The sequence below is a fragment of the Mycobacterium parascrofulaceum ATCC BAA-614 genome (assembly GCF_000164135.1).
GTDB classification, from domain to species: Bacteria; Actinomycetota; Actinomycetes; order Mycobacteriales; family Mycobacteriaceae; genus Mycobacterium; species Mycobacterium parascrofulaceum.
The window spans coordinates 1076322-1094327 of the sequence record NZ_GG770553.1; the positions used below are offsets into that span (position 1 = coordinate 1076322).

Annotated in this window: 13 protein-coding genes and 2 pseudogenes; 6 read left to right on the forward strand and 9 right to left on the reverse strand. The window is 68.7% G+C overall.

Translation table 11 applies throughout. The annotated features are described in order from the left end of the window. Positions 1 to 3: 3 nt before the first annotated feature. From HMPREF0591_RS05080 to HMPREF0591_RS05100, 5 genes are all read right to left on the reverse strand, one after another. Positions 4 to 1410, reverse strand: a complete 1407-nt coding sequence (locus tag HMPREF0591_RS05080) for a nitrate/nitrite transporter (RefSeq protein WP_040621138.1) — start codon at positions 1408 to 1410, stop codon at positions 4 to 6. A 408-nt stretch (positions 1411 to 1818) separates the two neighbouring features. Beyond that, positions 1819 to 2736 carry a 5-oxoprolinase/urea amidolyase family protein gene (locus tag HMPREF0591_RS05085; protein ID WP_007167365.1) on the reverse strand — a complete coding sequence of 306 codons (918 nt, stop codon included), beginning with the start codon at positions 2734 to 2736 and terminating at the stop codon, positions 1819 to 1821. Positions 2737 to 2746: 10 nt separating this feature from the next. Beyond that, positions 2747 to 3424 carry a 5-oxoprolinase subunit B family protein gene (locus HMPREF0591_RS05090; RefSeq protein ID WP_007167366.1) on the reverse strand — a complete coding sequence of 226 codons (678 nt, stop codon included), beginning with the start codon at positions 3422 to 3424 and terminating at the stop codon, positions 2747 to 2749. A gap of 112 nt (positions 3425 to 3536) precedes the next feature. Next, on the reverse strand, positions 3537 to 4535 hold the full coding sequence (locus tag HMPREF0591_RS05095) for an ABC transporter substrate-binding protein (RefSeq protein WP_040621141.1): 999 nt from the start codon (positions 4533 to 4535) through the stop codon (positions 3537 to 3539). Between the two features lie 9 nt (positions 4536 to 4544). Continuing rightward, complete coding sequence (locus HMPREF0591_RS05100; RefSeq protein ID WP_050789975.1) at positions 4545 to 5177, reverse strand: acyl-CoA-like ligand-binding transcription factor; 633 nt, start codon at positions 5175 to 5177, stop codon at positions 4545 to 4547. Positions 5178 to 5328: 151 nt separating this feature from the next. On the opposite strand from HMPREF0591_RS05100, the gene HMPREF0591_RS05105 reads away from it, so the two are divergent. Continuing rightward, entirely contained in the window at positions 5329 to 6726 is a 1398-nt protein-coding gene (locus HMPREF0591_RS05105; RefSeq protein ID WP_040621147.1) for a NarK family nitrate/nitrite MFS transporter, read from the forward strand. Positions 6727 to 6733: 7 nt separating this feature from the next. Here the strand turns inward: HMPREF0591_RS05105 and HMPREF0591_RS05110 are convergent, their stop codons facing one another. After that, complete coding sequence (locus HMPREF0591_RS05110; RefSeq protein WP_007167370.1) at positions 6734 to 7984, reverse strand: DNA polymerase domain-containing protein; 1251 nt, start codon at positions 7982 to 7984, stop codon at positions 6734 to 6736. A gap of 58 nt (positions 7985 to 8042) precedes the next feature. Here HMPREF0591_RS05110 and fadD2 point away from each other — a divergent pair, with 58 nt between their 5' ends. Continuing rightward, on the forward strand, positions 8043 to 9722 hold the full coding sequence (gene fadD2, locus HMPREF0591_RS05115; protein ID WP_007167371.1) for a long-chain-fatty-acid--CoA ligase FadD2: 1680 nt from the start codon (positions 8043 to 8045) through the stop codon (positions 9720 to 9722). A gap of 18 nt (positions 9723 to 9740) precedes the next feature. Here fadD2 and HMPREF0591_RS05120 read toward each other — a convergent pair whose 3' ends face one another. The 3 genes from HMPREF0591_RS05120 to HMPREF0591_RS05130 form a co-directional block, all read right to left on the reverse strand. Next, on the reverse strand, positions 9741 to 10106 hold the full coding sequence (locus tag HMPREF0591_RS05120; RefSeq protein ID WP_040621150.1) for a hypothetical protein: 366 nt from the start codon (positions 10104 to 10106) through the stop codon (positions 9741 to 9743). A gap of 1007 nt (positions 10107 to 11113) precedes the next feature. Next, positions 11114 to 13315 (reverse strand): acyl-CoA dehydrogenase family protein, encoded by a 2202-nt coding sequence (locus HMPREF0591_RS05125; protein WP_007167372.1) that lies wholly within the window; start codon positions 13313 to 13315, stop codon positions 11114 to 11116. A gap of 95 nt (positions 13316 to 13410) precedes the next feature. Beyond that, positions 13411 to 14544 (reverse strand): alpha/beta fold hydrolase domain-containing protein, encoded by a 1134-nt coding sequence (locus HMPREF0591_RS05130; protein WP_083212258.1) that lies wholly within the window; start codon positions 14542 to 14544, stop codon positions 13411 to 13413. Between the two features lie 112 nt (positions 14545 to 14656). On the opposite strand from HMPREF0591_RS05130, the gene HMPREF0591_RS05135 reads away from it, so the two are divergent. From HMPREF0591_RS05135 to HMPREF0591_RS05150, 4 genes and pseudogenes are all read left to right on the forward strand, one after another. Then, positions 14657 to 15241: a VOC family protein gene (locus HMPREF0591_RS05135; protein WP_007167374.1), complete on the forward strand. Its 585-nt coding sequence runs from the start codon at positions 14657 to 14659 to the stop codon at positions 15239 to 15241. Next, positions 15238 to 15786, forward strand: coding sequence for a hypothetical protein (locus tag HMPREF0591_RS05140; protein ID WP_007167375.1), 549 nt, complete (start codon positions 15238 to 15240; stop codon positions 15784 to 15786). The genes HMPREF0591_RS05135 and HMPREF0591_RS05140 overlap by 4 nt, the downstream gene beginning before the upstream one ends. Positions 15787 to 16093: 307 nt before the next feature. Next, positions 16094 to 17522, forward strand: a pseudogene (locus HMPREF0591_RS05145) (condensation domain-containing protein). 2 nt (positions 17523 to 17524) lie between these two features. Next, a pseudogene (locus HMPREF0591_RS05150) lies at positions 17525 to 18006 on the forward strand (hypothetical protein); the annotation flags it as partial.

Genomic DNA, 18006 nt, shown 5'->3' on the forward strand with positions numbered 1-18006 from the left:
CGCTCACACCCGGGCGGGCTCGGAGTGCGGTTGCGAATCCGACACGCTCGCCGCCGTCGACGTGGGCCGACGCACGTACCTGGCCCAGGTCACGACCGCCGCGGAGAGGTAGAAGGCCAGGAAGGCCCAGAACGCCAAGGTATCGGTGCCGGTGCTGAGGTAGGACTGGCGGAGGGCCAGGTTGATGCCCACGCCACCGAGCGCCCCGAACGCGGCGACGAATCCGATCACCGCCCCCGACGTGGCCTGCGACCAGCGGGACCGATCGGCTTCGGGCATCCCCAGCCGGTGGCTGCGCGCCTCGAACACCGACGGAATCATCTTGTACACCGAGCCGTTGCCCAGCCCGGCCAGGGCGAACAGCGCCATGAAGCCGCAGATGTAGCCGACCATGGTGGCCGCCGTGGTGAGGCCGGGAGTGCGGTCGTCGTTGATGCTGATGGCGACCAGAAACGCAGTGATAATGCCCATCGCGGCCAGGACCGCCAGGGTGACGCGGCTGCCGCCGATGCGGTCGGCCAGCCTGCCGCCATAGATGCGGGCCACCGACCCGAGCGCCGGGCCGACGAAGGCGAACTCGGCGGCGTGCAACGAGGCCTGGGCGTGGCTCTGGCCGGTGCCGACGAAGTTGATCTGCAGCACCTGGCCGAACGCGAACGAGAACCCGATCCAGGATCCGAAGGTGCCCAGGTAGAGCATCGCCAGCACCCACGTGTCCCCCTCGCGCAGGATCGAGCGCAGGTGGCTGACGTCGTAGGTGGCGTGCTCCAGGTTGTCCATGTAGTGGGTCGCTCCGACGGCGACGACCGTGAGCAGGACCAGGTAGAGTCCGCACACCCAGTACGGTTGGCGGTGCCCGGCGATGGCGATCACCAAGAGCCCCACCAACTGGATCATCGGCACCCCCAGGTTGCCGGCCCCGGCGTTGAATCCCAGCGCGAAGCCCTTGCGCCGATGCGGGTAGAAGAAGTTGGTGTTGGTCATCGACGCCGCGTAATTGGCGCCGCCCATTCCGGTGAGCGCGGCGCACACCAGGTACGGCCACAGCGGCAGACCGGGGTGGGCGAGCAGCCAGATCGTGCCGCTGGTCGGCACGATCAGCACCAGGACGGAGAAGACGGTCCAGTTACGGCCGCCGAAGGTGGCGATGCCCAGGGAGTACGGGATGCGCAGGCAGGCCGCGACAAGGGTCGCCGTCGCGCCCAGCAGGAATTTGTCCGCTGCGGAGAACCCGTAGACGTCCTGGGGCATGAACAGCGCCATCACCGGGAAGAGGGTCCAGACGCCGAAGGCGATGTGATCGCACGCGATGATCCAGAGCAGGTTGCGGCGCGCGATTCTGTTGTTGCCGGCCTCCCAGGCCGCGGTGTCTTCTGGATCCCATTCGGTGATGCGGTGGTTTCGGGACATCCGCTCGGCACCTTTCCTCAACTGCGATGCTTCCGGGAAACTCCGTGGGACGGCGCTCATCGTCGAGCGGTCAACGGCGAATTCCGCTGTGGCCATGGGGATGGCCGCATCAGCGATCGCTTCGCTCACCGGCGCAGCGGGAAGCGCGCTTCGGAGTCCGGCCATCCTGCAGTTCGCGGGCCATCTGGGCGCACCGAATGAAGAGGCATGCCCCGCCGTGCATTTCGATGCTCACATTCGGGACCGGAGCGGGTCAACTCAATTCGGCCCGAATCGCCTGTAAGTTCTTTACCAGTTATCTGGTAAACGCCTGTAGGCCGCATCGCGGTGAAATGGTCGCGCGCTTCCAGTGATTCGGTTCGTGCCCGCCAGACCGTGTGAGCTGGAACACGATTGAGAAGGGGACGACTAGGAGAACGGCCACCCGGCGTCGGTGGAGCGGGGGCCCGCGCCCACCAGCACCCGTGGCCGCGACCAGTGCAGGCGCACCGACTGCCCGGGGCGCACCTGGGCGATCTTGTCGATGTCCTCCTCGACCACCACACCCACCACCGGGTAACCGCCGGTCACCGGGTGGTCGGGCCCCAGGATCACCGGTAAACCGTTGGGCGGCACCTGAATTGCGCCGCGGGTCATGCCCTCGCTGGGCAGTTGGCGGTCGGGGTAGCAGTGCTGCAACGGACGCCCCACCAAGCGCATACCCACGCGGTCGCTGCGGTCGGATGCCACCCAGTGCGTGTGCACCAGGAGATCGGGGTCGACGAACCAGTCGTCGCGCGGCCCCGGAACCACCGCGAGCTCGACGGTGTGACCGGTGATCGCGGCCACCGGCGCCTGGTCCAGTTCGGGGTAGTCGGGGGTGTGTGCGCCGACGGGCAGCCGATCGCCCGCCCGCAGCGGTGACGGACCGATGGCCGACATCACGTCGTAGCTGCGCGAGCCCAACACCGGTTCCACGCCGATGCCGCCGCGGACCGCGAGGTAGGTTCGCAGCCCGGCGCGGGGCGTACCCAAGGCGATCACCTGGCCGTCGCGGACATGCTGAATGCTGTTGGTGCCGAACTTGATTCCATCGACGGTCGGGTCGGTGTCGGCTCCCGTCACCGCGATGTCGACATCGCCGCCCGAAACGCGCGCCGCGAACCCACCGAACGTGACTTCGACGGTGGCGCGGTCGTCGGGGTTGGCCACCAGCCGGTTGGCCAGTTGGTGCGCGCGGCGGTCGGCCGCCCCGGACCGGCTCACTCCCAGGTGCGCCAGTCCCGCCCGGCCCAGGTCTTCGACCACGGCGAGCGGCCCGGTGCGAAGGATCTCCAGCGTTGCCACGGCGACCTCCTTACCCTCGGACGGACCGGAATTGAACCCACATGCCCTGCGTCAGCAGTGCCGGATCGGGCCGTTCGAGGTCCCACAGGACCGCGTCGGTGCGTCCGATCAGTTGCCAGCCGCCCGGCGACTGGCGCGGGTATACCGCGCTGAATTCGCCGGCCAGGCCGACCGCGCCGGCGGGCACCGCGGTGCGGGGCTCCGCGCGGCGCGGCACCCGCAGCCGTGCGTCGCCATCGACCAGATACGCGAAGCCAGGGGCGAACCCACTGAACCCGACCCGCCAGAGCGAGCCGGTGTGGGCGTCGATCACCTGGGCAACGGTCAGCCCGGTGAGGCCGGCCACCTCGGCGAGGTCCGGGCCGTCGTAGACGACGTCGATGACCACGTCGGCGCGCCGAACCGGTGCGACGTGCTCGGCGGTGACCCGCATCCTGCGCAGGCGCTGACGGATCACCCCCTGCAGGCGGGGCCCCTCGAGCTTCACCAGCACCGTGCGCGCGGCCGGAACGACGTCGACGACGCCCGGCAACGCCGCGGCGCGCAACTGCGCCGCCCACGCCAGCACCTCGGCGGTGCTGCCGCACTGCAGCATCAGGGCGCTGTCACCGAAGTCCAGCACCGTGTTGCCGACCAGCTGTGTGGGCAGGTCCTTGGACACGTTGTCGGTCAGGTCGGTCACGCTCATTACTCGACGGTAACCTTCCCATCGCGGCCCCGGCGAGGGGCGAGCGCGGGATTTTCGAACACTGCCAGAGCTGCCTTAGCAAACGCTCAAACGCCGCGGCGGCCGCCGCGATCTAACCGAGGATCCTGCCGATCAGCGGGGGCAGTTGGTCGGCCACCAACGGGTAGCTCAGTGGCGAGGAAAAGGCGATCGCGCCGGCCTGTTCCTTGGTGGTGAAGATGTGCCGGCTCTGCGCGGTGGCCTGGGACGCGGCCACGTCGGGGTCGGCGAGCAGCGCCTTCTGGTCGTCGGGGTTCTCGGTGGTCCAGATGATCACGTCGGCGGAATCGAGCACCGTTTTGACGTGATCGCGGGGGATGACGGCGCGGTGGTCGTTGCCGAACGGCTTGATGCTGTCGGAGATCACCAACCCCATCTGGTTCAGGAAGTCCGTGCGCCAGCCCGCCATGGTCGCCACCACGGTGCCCTGCCACAACGTGCCCTGCATCAGCAGCGCCTTCTTGCCCGTCCAGACCGGGTGTTCCTTGCCGACGGCGGTGAATTTCTGGTCGACGGCATCGACCAGGGACTTCATCTGCCCGGCCTGGAACACCGCCTGGCCGACGGCGGCCGCCTGCTCCTTCCACGGCTCGAAGAAGGCGTCGCCGTCCGACTGCGGCACGGTCGGTGCGATCGCGGAAAGCTTCTGATAGGTGTCGGCGTCCACCCCGGCGTTGACAGCCACGATCAGGTCCGGCTTGAGGCCCGCGATCTGGTCCACCGGAATCCCGTTGTCGAGGTTGAGCACCACGGGTTGCGCCCGGCCGAGCTTGGGTTGGGCCCAGGGCCACACCGCGAAGGGCTGATCGCCGAACCAGTTGGTCACCGCGATCGGCACCACGCCGACCGCGAGCAGGTCGTCCTGCTCGGTGTAGCCGGCACTGACCACGCGCTTGGGCGGTTCCTTGATCACGGTCTGGCCGAAGAGGTGGTTGATGGTCACCGATTTGCCGCCGGAGGCATCCGAGGACGGTGTGCGCGCCGAGCACGCCGCCGCAGCCCCGGCGACCGCTGCGACCGCCCCGGCCCTTGCGAGCTGCAAGAATCCCCGTCGATTCCAACCCTGTCGCATCGCGTGAGATTAGCGCGTCCCGCGCCCCCGTCGCCCGCCGCCGCGCGGTTGCGCCGCTTCGCCCAGCGGCATGCCCGCGTCCAGGAAGTCCAGGGCCCGGTAGACGGTGTCGGCCGTTTGCGGCGCGCTGTCGAAGGCCGCCATCATGGCGCCGACCATCGCGCCGACGAACACCCGTACTTCGAAATCGGTTGCGCGACGGCCTATTCGGCGAGCGATCGCCTCCGCCATGACGTTCACGGTGCGGTAGTACTCGTCGTAGAGGGCCGCCTTGAGCTCCGGAATCGAGAAGATGAGCCGCTGGCGGGCGTTCTCGAACTCGAGCTGCTCGGGTGACAACCCGGCCATCGTGCTGGCGTAGGCGCGGCGGATGGCCTGACTCGGCGACAGCTCGGGCGGCTGGGCGTCGAACGCGGCCAGGATCAGCGGGTCGAGGTCGTCGGCCAGCAGCAGCGACTCCTTGGAGCCGAAGTAGCGGAAGAACGTGCTGGGGGAGACGTCGGCGGCGGCGGCGATCTGCTCGACGGTGGTGGCCGCGTAGCCGTTCTCGTCGAACAGGCGGAACGCCTCGCGCCGCAGGGCATGGCGGGTCTTGATCTTCTTGCGTTCCCGCAGCCCGAGGGGCTGGTCAGTCGCCGGCATGCGGCAATTCTCCCGCATCGGTCGGGCAAAAAGTTCTGACAACCGGCGGACGGCCGCTGCGAGATTCACGTATCTCCGGCGTAACTGTGGCCACGCGGACCGGTAACAGTGCGTCCATAGCGTCGGGGCCGTGACTACGACGACGACCCCCGTGGAACCGACGACTCCCGTCCTGGCGCCCGCGCCCCCGAGCCCGCGGCATCGCGGCGGCCACTGGATCGACGACTGGCGGCCCGAAGACCCCGCGTTCTGGGAGGCGACCGGCAGGCCGATCGCGCGCCGCAACCTGATCTTCTCGGTCTTCGCCGAGCACGTCGGGTTCAGCGTGTGGATGCTGTGGAGCATCGTGGTGGTCCAGATGACCGCGGGCCCGCACGGGCATCCGTCCGCGTCCGGCTGGGCGCTGACGGCCAGCCAGGCGCTCTGCCTGGTCGCGGTCCCCAGCGGGGTCGGCGCCTTCCTGCGCCTGCCGTACACCTTCGCGGTTCCGCTCTTCGGCGGCCGCAATTGGACGACCATCTCGGCGGCGCTGTTGCTGATCCCGTGCCTGCTGCTGGCCTGGGCGGTCGCCCATCCCGGCCTGTCGTTCGCGGCGCTGGTGGCGATCGCCGCGACGGCCGGCTTCGGCGGGGGCAACTTCGCGTCGTCGATGGCCAACATCTCGTTCTTCTACCCGGAGCGGGACAAGGGTTGGGCGCTGGGCCTCAACGCGGCCGGCGGCAACATCGGCGTCGCGGTGGTGCAGAAGATCATCCCGCCCATCGTCGTCGCCGGCGGCGGGGTGGCGCTGTCGCGCGCCGGTCTGTTCTACGTGCCGCTGGCCGTGGTGGCCGCGGTGTGCGCGTTCGCCTTCATGAACAACCTGTCCGAGGCGAAAGCGGACGTGAAGCCGGTGTGGCAGTCGCTGCGGCATTCCGACACCTGGGTCATGTCGCTGCTCTACATCGGCACGTTCGGGTCGTTCATCGGCTACTCGGCGGCCTTCCCGACCCTGCTCAAGACGGTCTTCGGTCGCGGCGATATCGCCTTGACCTGGGCTTTCCTCGGTGCGGGCATCGGCTCAGTCATCCGCCCCCTGGGCGGCAAGCTGGCCGACCGAATCGGCGGGGCCCGGATCACGGCCGCCAGCTTCGTCATGCTCGCCGCGGGCGCTTCGGTGGCGCTGTGGTCGGTCAACGCCAAGAACCTGCCGGCGTTCTTCGCCAGCTTCATGTTCCTGTTCGTCGCCACCGGCGTCGGCAACGGCTCGACCTACCGGATGATCTCGCGGATCTTCGTGCTCAAGGGGGAACTCGCCGGCGGCGACCCGGACACCATGGTGCACATGCGCCGGCAGGCCGCGGGCGCGCTGGGCGTGATCTCGTCGGTCGGTGCGTTCGGCGGGTTCGTCGTGCCGCTGGCCTACGCCTGGTCGAGGTCGCACTTCGGCAGCATCGAGCCGGCGCTGCGGTTTTACGTTGGCTTCTTCCTGGCCCTGCTGGTGGTCACCTGGTTCTGCTACCTGCGCAGGACGAGCGCCTATCGCGCGCGGGCACGGGCCGGGGTGTAGGCGCGCGTCAGCCGGGCCGCTGCTGCCTGCCGCCGTAACCATCCCAAGGGCTGTAGTCGGCGATCAGCTCCTCCTGCGGCGGCCGCTCGTCGACCGGCACATGCTGCAGGTTGACCCGGATCCGGTACCAGATCGAACTCGGCCCGCGCATGCCGTCGACCAGGACGTCGGCCGGCCGCAGCCGGCCGGAGGCGGCCGGGTGGCGGGCGCGCCAGGTGTCCAGCGCGGCGAGCGCCTCGTCCTTGGTCTTGGTGCGGGCGACCTCGATGAGCGGCATCACCGACCGTCGCCGGCCGCCCGCACCGCCCGCCCCCTTCGGCGCGCGCTCCGGCGGGCCCATCTCCTCGGCCAGCACCAGCAACCGGTCCAGGTCGCCGACCGCCTCGTCCATCCCTTCCCACGGGTCGCCGAGTTCGGCGAACCGGTCGGGCACCGTGTCGATCGTGAACTCCTCGGGACGGCGCTCGGTGACCTCGTCCCAGCGCAGCGGCGTCGAGACCCGGGCGTCCGGCGTCGCGCGCACCGAGTACGCCGACGCGACCGTGCGGTCCTTGGCGTTCTGGTTGAAGTCGACGAACACCCCCTCGCGTTCTTCCTTCCACCAGCGGCTGGTCGCCGCGTCGGGCACCCGGCGCTCGACCTCGCGGGCCACGGTCTGGGCGGCCAGCCGCACCTGGCGGAACTCCCAGCGCGGCGCGATCCGGGCGTAGATGTGAAAGCCGCGCGACCCCGAGGTTTTCGGCCAGGCGACCAGGCCGTAGTCCTCCAGCACCTCCCGGGCCACCAGCGCCACCTCGATGATCCGTCCCCAGGAGACGCCGGGCATCGGGTCCAGGTCGACGCGCAATTCGTCGGGATGATCGAGGTCGCGGGCCAGCACCGGGTGCGGGTTGAAGTCGACGCAGCCCAGGTTGACCGCCCACGCCAGGCCGGCGGCGTCGTGGATGACGGCCTCCGCGGCGGAAGTGCCCCGCGCGTAGTGCAATTCGGCGACGTCGACGTAGTCGGGCCGGTTCTTCGGCGCCCGCTTCTGGAACACCGCCTCCTGCGTGATGCCCTTGACGAAGCGCTTGAGGATCATCGGCCGGCCGGCCACACCGCGCAGCGCGCCCTCCGCCACCGAGAGGTAATACCGGATCAGGTCGAGCTTGGTGTGCGGCCTCGCGCCGCCGTTGGCCTCGAACACCACCCGGTCCGGGTGGGTGACCGTGACGTCGTGCCCGTCCACCTCCAGCGAAACCGGGCCCATGTTCATCATCGTAAGTCGATGGGTACTTACCCCTCGTAATGCGACGGACGTCACATAGGGTGGATCCATGCCTAATCTGATCGGCCTGCCCGGGCAGGCGGTTGCCAAGGTCCAGCAGTACCTGGAACGCGGCTCAGCCGAATTGCACTACGTACGCAAGATCTTCGAGGCGGGCGCCTTCCGGCTGGAGCCGCCACAGAACTACGCCGCGATGGCCAACGACATCTACAAGTGGGGCGAGTTCGGCATGCTGCCCTCGCTCAACGCCAGGCGCCACCCCGACCGCGCCGCGTGCATCGACGAGGAGGGCGAATTCACCTTCGCCCAACTCGACGAGGCCGCCCACGCGGTGGCGAACGGGTTGATCGAGATGGGCGTCAAGGGCGGCGACGGGGTCGCGATCCTGGCGCGCAACACCCGCTGGTTTCTGATCGCCAACTACGGCGCCGCCCGGGTTGGCGCCCGCATCATCCTGCTCAACAGCGAGTTCTCCGGCCCCCAGATCAAGGAGGTCTCGGAGCGCGAGGGTGCGAAGCTGATCATCTACGACGACGAGTACACCAAGGCGGTCAGCAAGGCCGAGCCGGAGCTGGGCTTCCTGCGCGCCCTGGGCACCAACCCCGACGCGGACGAGCCGTCCGGCAGCAAGGACGAGACGCTGGCCGACCTGATTGAGCGCAGCAGCAAAGAACCCGCGCCCAAGGCGAGCAAGCACGCGTCGATCATCATCCTGACCAGCGGCACCACCGGCACCCCCAAGGGGGCGAACCGCAGCACCCCGCCCACCCTGGCGCCGGTCGGCGGGATCCTCTCGCACGTGCCGTTCAAGGCCAACGAGGTGACGTCGCTGCCGGCCCCGATGTTCCACGCGCTGGGGTATTTGCACGGCACCATCGCGATGTTCCTGGGCTCCACCCTGGTGTTGCGGCGCAAATTCAAGCCGCCGCTGGTGCTCGAGGACATCGAGAAGTACAAGGTCACCGCGATGGTGGTGGTGCCCGTCATGCTGTCGCGCATACTCGACGCGGTCGAGAAGATGGACAAGAAGCCGGACCTGTCCAGCCTGAAGATCGTGTTCATCTCCGGATCGCAGCTGGGCGCCGAGCTGGCCAGCCGCGCGTTGAAGGATCTCGGCCCGGTCATCTACAACATGTACGGCTCGACGGAGATCGCGTTCGCCACCATCGCCGGGCCGCACGATCTCGAGAAGAACGCGGCGACGGTCGGGCCCGTGGTCAAGGGCGTCAAGGTCAAGATCCTCGACGACAACGGCAAGGAGAAGCCGCAGGGCGAGGTCGGCCGGATTTTCGTCGGCAACGCGTTCCCGTTCGAGGGCTACACCGGCGGCGGCCACAAACAGATCATCGATGGCCTGATGTCGTCCGGCGACGTCGGTTACTTCGACGAGCACGGCCTGCTCTACGTCAGCGGCCGGGACGACGAGATGATCGTCTCCGGTGGCGAGAACGTGTTCCCCGCCGAGGTCGAGGACTTGATCAGCGGGCATCCCGAGGTGGTCGAGGCGACCGCGATCGGCGTCGAGGACAAGGAGTGGGGTCACCGGCTGCGGGCCTTCGTCGTCAAGAAGGACGGTTCCGACGTCGACGAGGACACCATCAAGCACTACGTGCGCGACCACTTGGCCCGCTACAAGGTGCCGCGCGAGGTGGTCTTCCTCGAGGAGCTGCCGCGCAACCCGACGGGCAAGATCCTCAAGCGCGAGCTGCGCGAGATGGAAGTCGACTAACCGCGTCCCGCCCGGGGGTCAGCGCCGGTCTTTGATGGCGCGGGTGATCTGCGCCGTGAGTTTGGGATCGACCAGCAGTTGGTCGATGAGCGCGGTGAGGACCTCCTGCCCGGTCACGCGGGCGACGCCCAGTCGGTCGGCGGCCTCCCGCTGCCAGATGTCGAGGGCCCGATGGGTGGCCGCCGGGAGGTCGACGGTGCGGCGCGTGCGCTGACCCCGACCCACCTGGCCGGCCGCCGGCTGGCTGACCGCGCGGTGCGCGCCCTGCTGCCCGAGCCCGGTGAGGCGCTCGGTTGGCGCGGCGTCGCCCGCCGGTGTGGCCGACGGTCCGTGGCCCCGAAACGTTCCGCCTCCGGGTCCGATGTGGCTGGGGTTGAAGTTCACTGTGGCGGTCGTCCTCCGGATGAGTGGCCAATCAGTAAATCAGCGCTCGAATGTGTCGATACTGATTCTTCCACCGACGGGGGCGTAAGTCGCGTCACCGGGCCGCGGAGCTCGGCCGGCGCGGCGCGGCGCGGCGCACCGGCGGCCCGCCGGCCCGAAGGGCGCTCCAGCTGCGGCTATCGCTAGCAAACAGATGTCGATAGCTATCCCCGGCGTCAATTGCGGCAGTCGTTTTCCCTGAGGGCGGTGGCGGTGCCGCCTCGAAGATGCGCAATTCAGTTTCTGCGCGATCGCGGAAATGCGGAACTGTGCATGTCAGTATATGTCCTTTGAACTGCGTATACGTCCGCTCAGTATTTGTTGATCTCCGGATATGCGAAGGTCATGAAATCCGCTGAATGCAGGCGTAGCGAATAAATCCAACGGCATTGTTACTTAATTCACAGCCGATTTTTGGCGCGCAAATGTTGTTTGCCGGGGAATTTCTGGCTAGCGTTTTGTTTGTCGGCGTCAAGTCCCGCACCCAGTCCCGCCCCGGTCCCGGAAGGAGCTCGCGATGAGGATCTCTGCACGATCGTTGCGCGGCGCGGCCACGGGCTTGGTCGGCGGTTCGGCAGTGGCCGCGGCGGTGCTGTTCGGCGGCGGCCCCGCCGCCCAGGCGGCCCCCGCACCGGGACCCGACACGAACTTCACCACCGCCGGCCCGCACGGTGCGCCAGGGGGATCCGGCATCCTTCCCGACCGTCCAGGAGGGGGTCATGGATGGGGCGGCGGCCACGGCGGGAACGGGGGGCACCGTGGCCAGGGTTGGGTTAACCGAGGGTTGTCGGCCCCCGGCCACTGGTGGAACTGGTGGTGGTGAACCAACCTCCCCGTGGTAACCGGCCAGTCTCGACGTGCCGATCCACAGAGGCCGACCGGCCCACGGGATGGGGGGGAAACCATGCCGGCCTGACCACCCCTCAGGTCGGCATGGCCCCTCTCCGGGGCCGAATCACAAGCGGCGGTTAGGGATCGCGGGGGAGGCCGAGCAACCGCTCGGCGATGATGTTCAGCTGCACCTCGGAGGTGCCGCCATAGATCGTGGTGGCCCGGCTCGCCAGCAGGTATTCGCCCCACTTGCCGGGTAGCTCACCCGTGTCGCCGACGGCGGCGTCGGTGCCGAACGACGAGACCGCGAACTCGGCGTACCCCTGGCCGGTGCGCATGGAGAGCAGCTTGGAGATGGCCGCCGACGGCATGGCATCCCCGCCGGCGAGCGTCAACAGCGTCGAACGCAGATTCAGCACCTTGGCGGCATGGCCCTCCGCGATCAGTTGACCGGCGCGGTGCTGCGCGACCGGGTCGAACTGCCCGTCGCGAACGAACTCGACGAACTGGCCGAGCGTGGCCAGGAAGTTCGCCTCGCTGCTCCCGATCGAAACGCGTTCCGCCGTAAGGGTGTTGCGGCTGACCTCCCAGCCCCGGTTCACCTCGCCGAGCACGCAGTCGTCGGGCACGAACACGTCGTCGATGTAGACGGTGTTGAACATCGCGTTCCCGGTGAGCTCGCGCAGCGGCTTCACCTCGACGCCTTCGCTGCGCATGTCGAGGAGGAAGTAGGTGATGCCGTTGTGCTTCGGGGCGGACGGGTCGGTCCTGGCCAGCAGCGCGCCCCAGTGGGAGAGCTGCGCCGCCGTGGTCCAGATCTTCTGGCCGGTGATGCGCCAGCCGCCGTCCGTTCGGGTCGCCTTGGTGCTCAGCCCGGCCAGGTCGGATCCGGCGCCCGGCTCGGAGAACAGCTGACACCAGATCATGTCGCCGCGGAAGGTCGGCGGCAGGAACCGCTGCTTTTGCTCCTCGGTCCCGAAGGCGACGATGGACGGGATGATCCACGTCGCGATGCCCATCTGCGGGCGCTTGACGCGGCCGGCGGTGAACTCCTGCGCGATGATGATCTGCTCGATTGGACCGGAGGCGCGGCCCCACGGTTTCGGCAGGTACGGCAGCGTCCATCCGCCCTCGGCGATGGCGACCCTGCGCTGGTCGCGATCCATCGCCTTGAGCGCGGCGACTTCGGCACGGATCTCGTCCCGCAGCTTCTCGGTGTCGGGGTCGAGGTCGATGTCGACCGCCCGCAGGCCGGTGCTGGTGGCGGTGTGCACCACCTTCTGCGGGTATTCCGAAGCGCGGCCGAAGGAGGCGGCCAGCATCAGCGCGCGGCGGTAGTAGACGTTCGTGTCGTGCTCCCACGTGAAGCCGATCCCGCCGTGCACCTGGATGCAATCCTGCGCGCACCGCTGGGCGGCCGCGGGCGCCAGCGTCGCCGCGACGGCGGCGGCGAATTCGACGTTGGAACCCGTGATGTCCCAATCGTTTTCGCGCGCCTCGTCGATGGCGCGGGCGGCGTCCCACACCGCCGCGGTGGCCCGCTCGGTGTCGGCGATCATCTCCGCGCACTTGTGCTTGATGGCCTGGAACTGCCCGATCGGCCGGCCGAACTGCTCGCGGATCTTGGCGTACTGCGACGCCGTGTCGGTCGCCCAGCGGGCCACCCCGATCGCCTCGGCGGACAGCAGCGTCGTCATCAGCGCGTGCGCGGTGGCCATGCTCAGGTTGCACAGCGCGGCGTCGGCGCCGACCTCTACGGCGTTGGCCCGCACGTGGGCGACCGGGCGCAGCGGGTCGATGCTTCGCACGGGCTCGATCTCGAGCTCCTCGGCGCGCACCACCACCCACTCCTCGCCGCTGTCGATGGCGACCGGCAGCACCAGCAGGGAGGCCTGCGCCGCCGCGGGAACCGCGCGGACCTCGCCCCGGAGCACCAGCGCGTCACCCTGGCGGGTAGCCGTGAGGCCGCAGCAGTCCATGGCGTAGGCGGCGATGGCGGCGCCGGACGCCAGCTCGGAGAGCACCTTGGCGTGCGGATCGTCGGCGGAGATCAGCGCGCTGGCGATCGCCGACGGGACGAAGGGCCCGGGCACCGCGCCGTAGCCGAACTCGGCCAGCGCGACGGCCAACTCGAGGATGCCGAAGCCCTGCCCGCCCACGGACTCGGCCAGATGCAGGCCCTGCAGGCCTTGTTCGGCCGCCACCTGCCAGTACGGCGGGGGGTTGACGATCGGCGTTTCCATCGCCGCGTGCAACGCCTCGGACGGCGCGACGCGCGCCACCAGGGAGCGGACCGAATCGGCCAGGTCTCGATGCTCAGGAGTGATAGCGATCGGCATTGGTCGCCTTCCCATGATGTGGGGTTTTCCGTCTCGGCCGGGCACCTCCCAAACTAACAACCGGTCGGTTGGTTGACCACAGGGGTCGCGGCGGCTCAGCGAAACCGCTTACCGACCCACTTGGCGATGAGGTCGGCCTGCTCGCTGCGAGCGCCCGGGGTGGTGAAGTAGTGGTCGGTGTCGATCGACGCCTGGGTCTTGTCGGGACTGGCGAGCGCGGCGAAGATCCGCTGTGCGTCGGAGGGAAAGACCCCGGTATCGGCCTCGGCGTTGATCACCAGGGCGGGACAGGTGATCCGGGCCAGGTGGGGGTCGGCCCTGGTCTGCGCCACCCGCAGGCTCCACATGCCCAGCCAGCTGCGCAGGGTGCAGGCGGCGGCAATGCCGTGCGCGGACCGGTTCGCCTTGGCCGGGACGCCGGCGTAGCACATGTTGGGTTGCCGCCGCGTCGGCTCGATGCCGGCGTCGACCATGCGCGGATCCGCCCAGGTGCGCATGACGCTGAACGGGCGGTCGGAAAATCCCGCCGCGCGAACGCGTTTGAGTTCCGTCTCGGCCCAGTCGGTGATCGCGTGGTTGCGCGCGGCCTGCGCGCGCCGGTAGCGGGCGAGGAACTCCGGCGAATACGGCGGCCCGTTGCGCCCGTTGAACAGGTCCAGGTCGGCAGCGGTGGCGACGGGGTCGTTTTCGTCGACGACGGCGGCATCCATCCAGGCCGTCAACACGTCGGGTCGCCCGGGATGGGCGGCGGTGGCCACATAGCCGTCGGCGGCGGGCAACTCGGTCACCCCGGTCGCCGGGCGCATCCCGTCCAGCGGGGTCACGTTCGGCTCCACGGCCTGCGACTGATATGCGGCCATCAACGAGCCGCCCCCTGAGTTACCCAGCAGCACAACGGTTTCCACCCCCTGCACCTCGCGCAGCCAACGCACCCCGACGCCGATGTCGACCAGCGCGTGGTCCAACAGGAAGCTGCTCTCGAAGCCCCGATAGCGGGTGTTCCAGCCGAGGAAGCCGACACCGCGGGTGGCCATGTAGTCGGCGAGGTAGTGCTCCGAGAAGTCGATCTGGTAGTGCGTGGCGATCATCGCCACCTTGGGTTTGCGCCCCACCCCCCGGTGGTACAGCCCCTGGCAGGGGTGCCCGCCCGCACCCGCGCGCCCCGCGGTCGGCGACGACAGCCCGACGAACTCGCGGATCACGCCCGCGGCACCGGTGTGAAGAGTCAATGTTGCGGCCCTGTTGGCGACGGACTTCTCGAAAGAAAACTCGAAGCTGATGTTAGATTCAGAATCACATCTTGGCCAGGACCCCAAACCGGGGGCCGAGGGGAGCCGCGCGATGATCAAGCCGCACAACACCAATACCGAATTCGAACTCGGCGGGATCAACCACGTCGCGCTGGTCTGCTCGGACATGGCCCGCACCGTCGACTTCTACACCAACATCCTGGGCATGCCGCTGATCAAGTCCCTCGATCTGCCCGGGGGCGCGGGCCAGCACTTCTTTTTCGACGCCGGCAACGGAGACTGCGTCGCGTTCTTCTGGTTCGCCGAGGCCGCCGACCGGGTGCCGGGCATCTCCTCGCCGGGTGCGATCCCCGGAATCGGCGACATCACCAGCGCGGTGAGCACCATGAACCACCTGGCCTTCCACGTCCCGGCCGAGAAGTTCGACGCCTATCGCCAGCGGCTCAAGGACAAAGGGGTGCGCGTCGGGCCCGTGCTCAACCACGACGAAAGTCCGATGCAGGTGTCCGCGACGGTGCACCCCGGGGTGTACGTGCGGTCGTTCTACTTCCAGGACCCCGACGGCATCACGCTGGAATTCGCTTGCTGGGTCAAAGAATTCGATGCCACCGATGCGCAGGCCGTGCCCAAGACGGCGGCGGACCGCCGACCCCCGGTGGTCGCCGCTCGCCGATGACCGACGGCATCCTGTCCGACGCGCAGATCGCGGCGCTCTCCCCCGAGCAGCGACGGCAGCTCATTTCCCGGCTGGAGCAGCCCGTGAGCGACCTGATCGACCCGGCGCTGCTGGCCCGGGTTCGGCGCATCCGGTTGAGCCTGATGGTGGGCGGCTCGATGGCGATGGTCCCCTGGCTGGGGTACCTGTCGGTGACGCTGCCGGAGAACTATGTCGCGCACAACTGGCCCGTGACGTGGGTGGGCTTCGACCTTCTCCTGGTCGGATTCATGCTCGCGACGGCGACGCTCGGGTACCTGCGCCGCCAGCTGTTGGTGCCCGCCGCCTTCACCACCGGGGTGTTGCTGATCTGCGACGCCTGGTTCGACCTGATGACGGCCGGGCCCAAGGACGTCTGGCTTTCGGTCACCACCGCGCTGCTGATCGAGCTGCCGCTGGCGGCGTTCCTGATCTTCAGCGCGCAGCGCCTGATGCGGCTCACGATGATGCGGCTGTGGCTGCTCGACCCCGCCATGCCGTTGTGGCGACTTCCCCTGTTCCCCTGAGGCCGCGGCCTTTTCACCCGCCGGCTGAAGTGCGAACTGAAGAAGATTACCGGCTCGGTGGCGCTCGCGCTCGAGATTGCGAATCTTTAAAAAACCGACCTATCCCCGCGTTCCTGCACTACCGTCCAATAACAGCGACAGGGGGGTGGAAGCGACGCCGTAAGTTCGGGCCAACAACGGAAATCCGTCGCAAGATCCCCGGAGCATAAATGAATTCATACTGCGCAGAAAAGCCATTATGAATGGCTCTTCCGCTACCCCCTTGCCGCACAACGGAACCAGCATCGCCACAGAACGGGATCAAGAAATGGTCGCACTCGGAAACATCAGCGAATGGCAACCGCCGCACGGCCCGCTTACCACCTGGATGGCCACACCCGCGTCGCACGAAGCGGCTCGCACCGCGCCGCGAAGCGATCTGGCCCCGAGTTATCAACAGACTCAACACCTCTGGACCGCCTATCACAGCAAGGCGCTGAACCGGCAGCTGCCCCGTCTGATGGTCGTGGCGTGGGACATCCCCGGGGTGTGCGACATCCCGGCGATGACGGCGGCGATCAATGCGCACGTCCGCGGTCAGGACACCTACCACAGCTGGTTCGAATTCGAGGGAAGGCGCCGTCGTCCGCCGGCTGATCACCGACCCCCAGGTCATCGATTTCGCTCCGGTGTCGTTCGGCCGAACGAGCCCGGACCGGGCGCGCGCCCACGTCCTGACGACGACCCCGGAGACGCTCGGATGGGGTTGTTTCACCTACGGAGTCGTCCAGGGGGCCGACCACTTCACGTTCTACGCCAGCGTCGACCACCTGCACATCGACGGCATCTCCGCCGCACTGATCTTCCTCGACATCCACCTGACCTATCAGCGGCTGGCGCTGGGGGCGCACGGCGCCGACCCCGCCGCCGGCCCCGGCCCCGAGGTCAGGAGTTACCGCGACTACGCGGCGCGGCAGCGCGAGAACGCGGCGAGCCTCAGCCTGGCCTCCCCGGCGATCAAGGACTGGATCGCCTTCGCGCGCGAGACCGACGGCGACTGGCCGAGCTTTCCGCTCCCACTGGGCGACACGTGGGCGAGCTGCAAGGGCGATCTGTTGACGGTCGAGGTGCTGGACGCCGCGGGAACGGACGCCTTCGACGCCGCCTGCTGCGCGGCCGGGGCCCGGTTCACCGGGGGAGTCCTGGCGTGCACCGCCCTGGCCGAGCGCGTATTGACCGGCAAGGAAACCTATTTCGGTTTTACGGCGCGGGACACCCGCGCGCCGGGTATCGACACCATGACGGTGGGATGGTTCGCCAGCCTGATACCGGTCACCGTGCCGACGGCCGGCGACTCCTTTCCGGAGGCGGCGCGGGCGGCGCAGAAGTCGTTCGACGCCGCCAAGGAGCTCGCGACGGTGCCCGTCGAGCGGGTGTTGGAGCTTGCCGCGCCGGACGCGCTGGGGATCAAGCTGCCCACCCAACTGCCGATGATGGTGTCGTTCCTCGACTTCCGCAAGATTCCCCTCGTCGGGATGTGGGCGGAGATGAACTTCGGCACCTATGGCGACAGCCTCTCCGCCGGCGGGATCAACCTGTGGATCAACCGGCACGTCGAACGAACCACGGTGACGATCTCGTTCCCCGACAACGAGATAGCGCGCGACTCGGTGCAGCGCTACGTCGCGGCGCTGATCCGGGAGTTCGTCCGCGTCATCGACACCACCCCCGACCAGCCCGACGTGGTTGCGGCCTAGCGATGAGCAACGTGCTGGACCTGGCCGACCAGACACTCTTCCTCGGTGAGCGAGCGACGGCCGCAACCAGTGTGCTGCAGTGCATCTGGGTGTACGACCACGCAATCGACCTCGACGGTCTGCGCGCCTTCCACCGCCATCTCGGCCGGGGTCGGTTGCGTCGCCGCATCGAACGCAGCCCGTTGCCGTTCGGCCGGCATCGCTGGGTGACACCCGCCCACCAGTCGGGCCTGGAGATCGCCGCGGCGCCCCGGCCGCGGGACGAGATCGACGAGTGGCTAAGCGAGCAGGCGCGCATGCGGCCGGACGCCGAACGCGGTCCCGGATGGCACCTCGGCATGTTGCCGTTGACCGACGGCGGGGCCGCGGTCAGCCTGGTGGTCACCCATTGCCTCACCGACGGCGTCGGGCTGTGCGACGCGCTGGCGGACGCGGCGTGCGGCCGCGACGACGCGACCGAGTGGCCCGCCGCGGGCTCGCGGCG

Coding starts and splice junctions, on each gene's coding strand:
- HMPREF0591_RS05125 (WP_007167372.1), bottom strand. CDS start 13,315: ATGCCGATCGCTATCACTCCTGAGCATCGAGACCTGGCCGATTCGGTC.
- HMPREF0591_RS05095 (WP_040621141.1), bottom strand. CDS start 4,535: ATGCGACAGGGTTGGAATCGACGGGGATTCTTGCAGCTCGCAAGGGCC.
- HMPREF0591_RS05140 (WP_007167375.1), top strand. CDS start 15,238: ATGACCGACGGCATCCTGTCCGACGCGCAGATCGCGGCGCTCTCCCCC.
- HMPREF0591_RS05110 (WP_007167370.1), bottom strand. CDS start 7,984: ATGATGAACATGGGCCCGGTTTCGCTGGAGGTGGACGGGCACGACGTC.
- HMPREF0591_RS05080 (WP_040621138.1), bottom strand. CDS start 1,410: ATGTCCCGAAACCACCGCATCACCGAATGGGATCCAGAAGACACCGCG.
- HMPREF0591_RS05135 (WP_007167374.1), top strand. CDS start 14,657: ATGATCAAGCCGCACAACACCAATACCGAATTCGAACTCGGCGGGATC.
- HMPREF0591_RS05100 (WP_050789975.1), bottom strand. CDS start 5,177: ATGCCGGCGACTGACCAGCCCCTCGGGCTGCGGGAACGCAAGAAGATC.
- fadD2 (WP_007167371.1), top strand. CDS start 8,043: ATGCCTAATCTGATCGGCCTGCCCGGGCAGGCGGTTGCCAAGGTCCAG.
- HMPREF0591_RS05090 (WP_007167366.1), bottom strand. CDS start 3,424: ATGAGCGTGACCGACCTGACCGACAACGTGTCCAAGGACCTGCCCACA.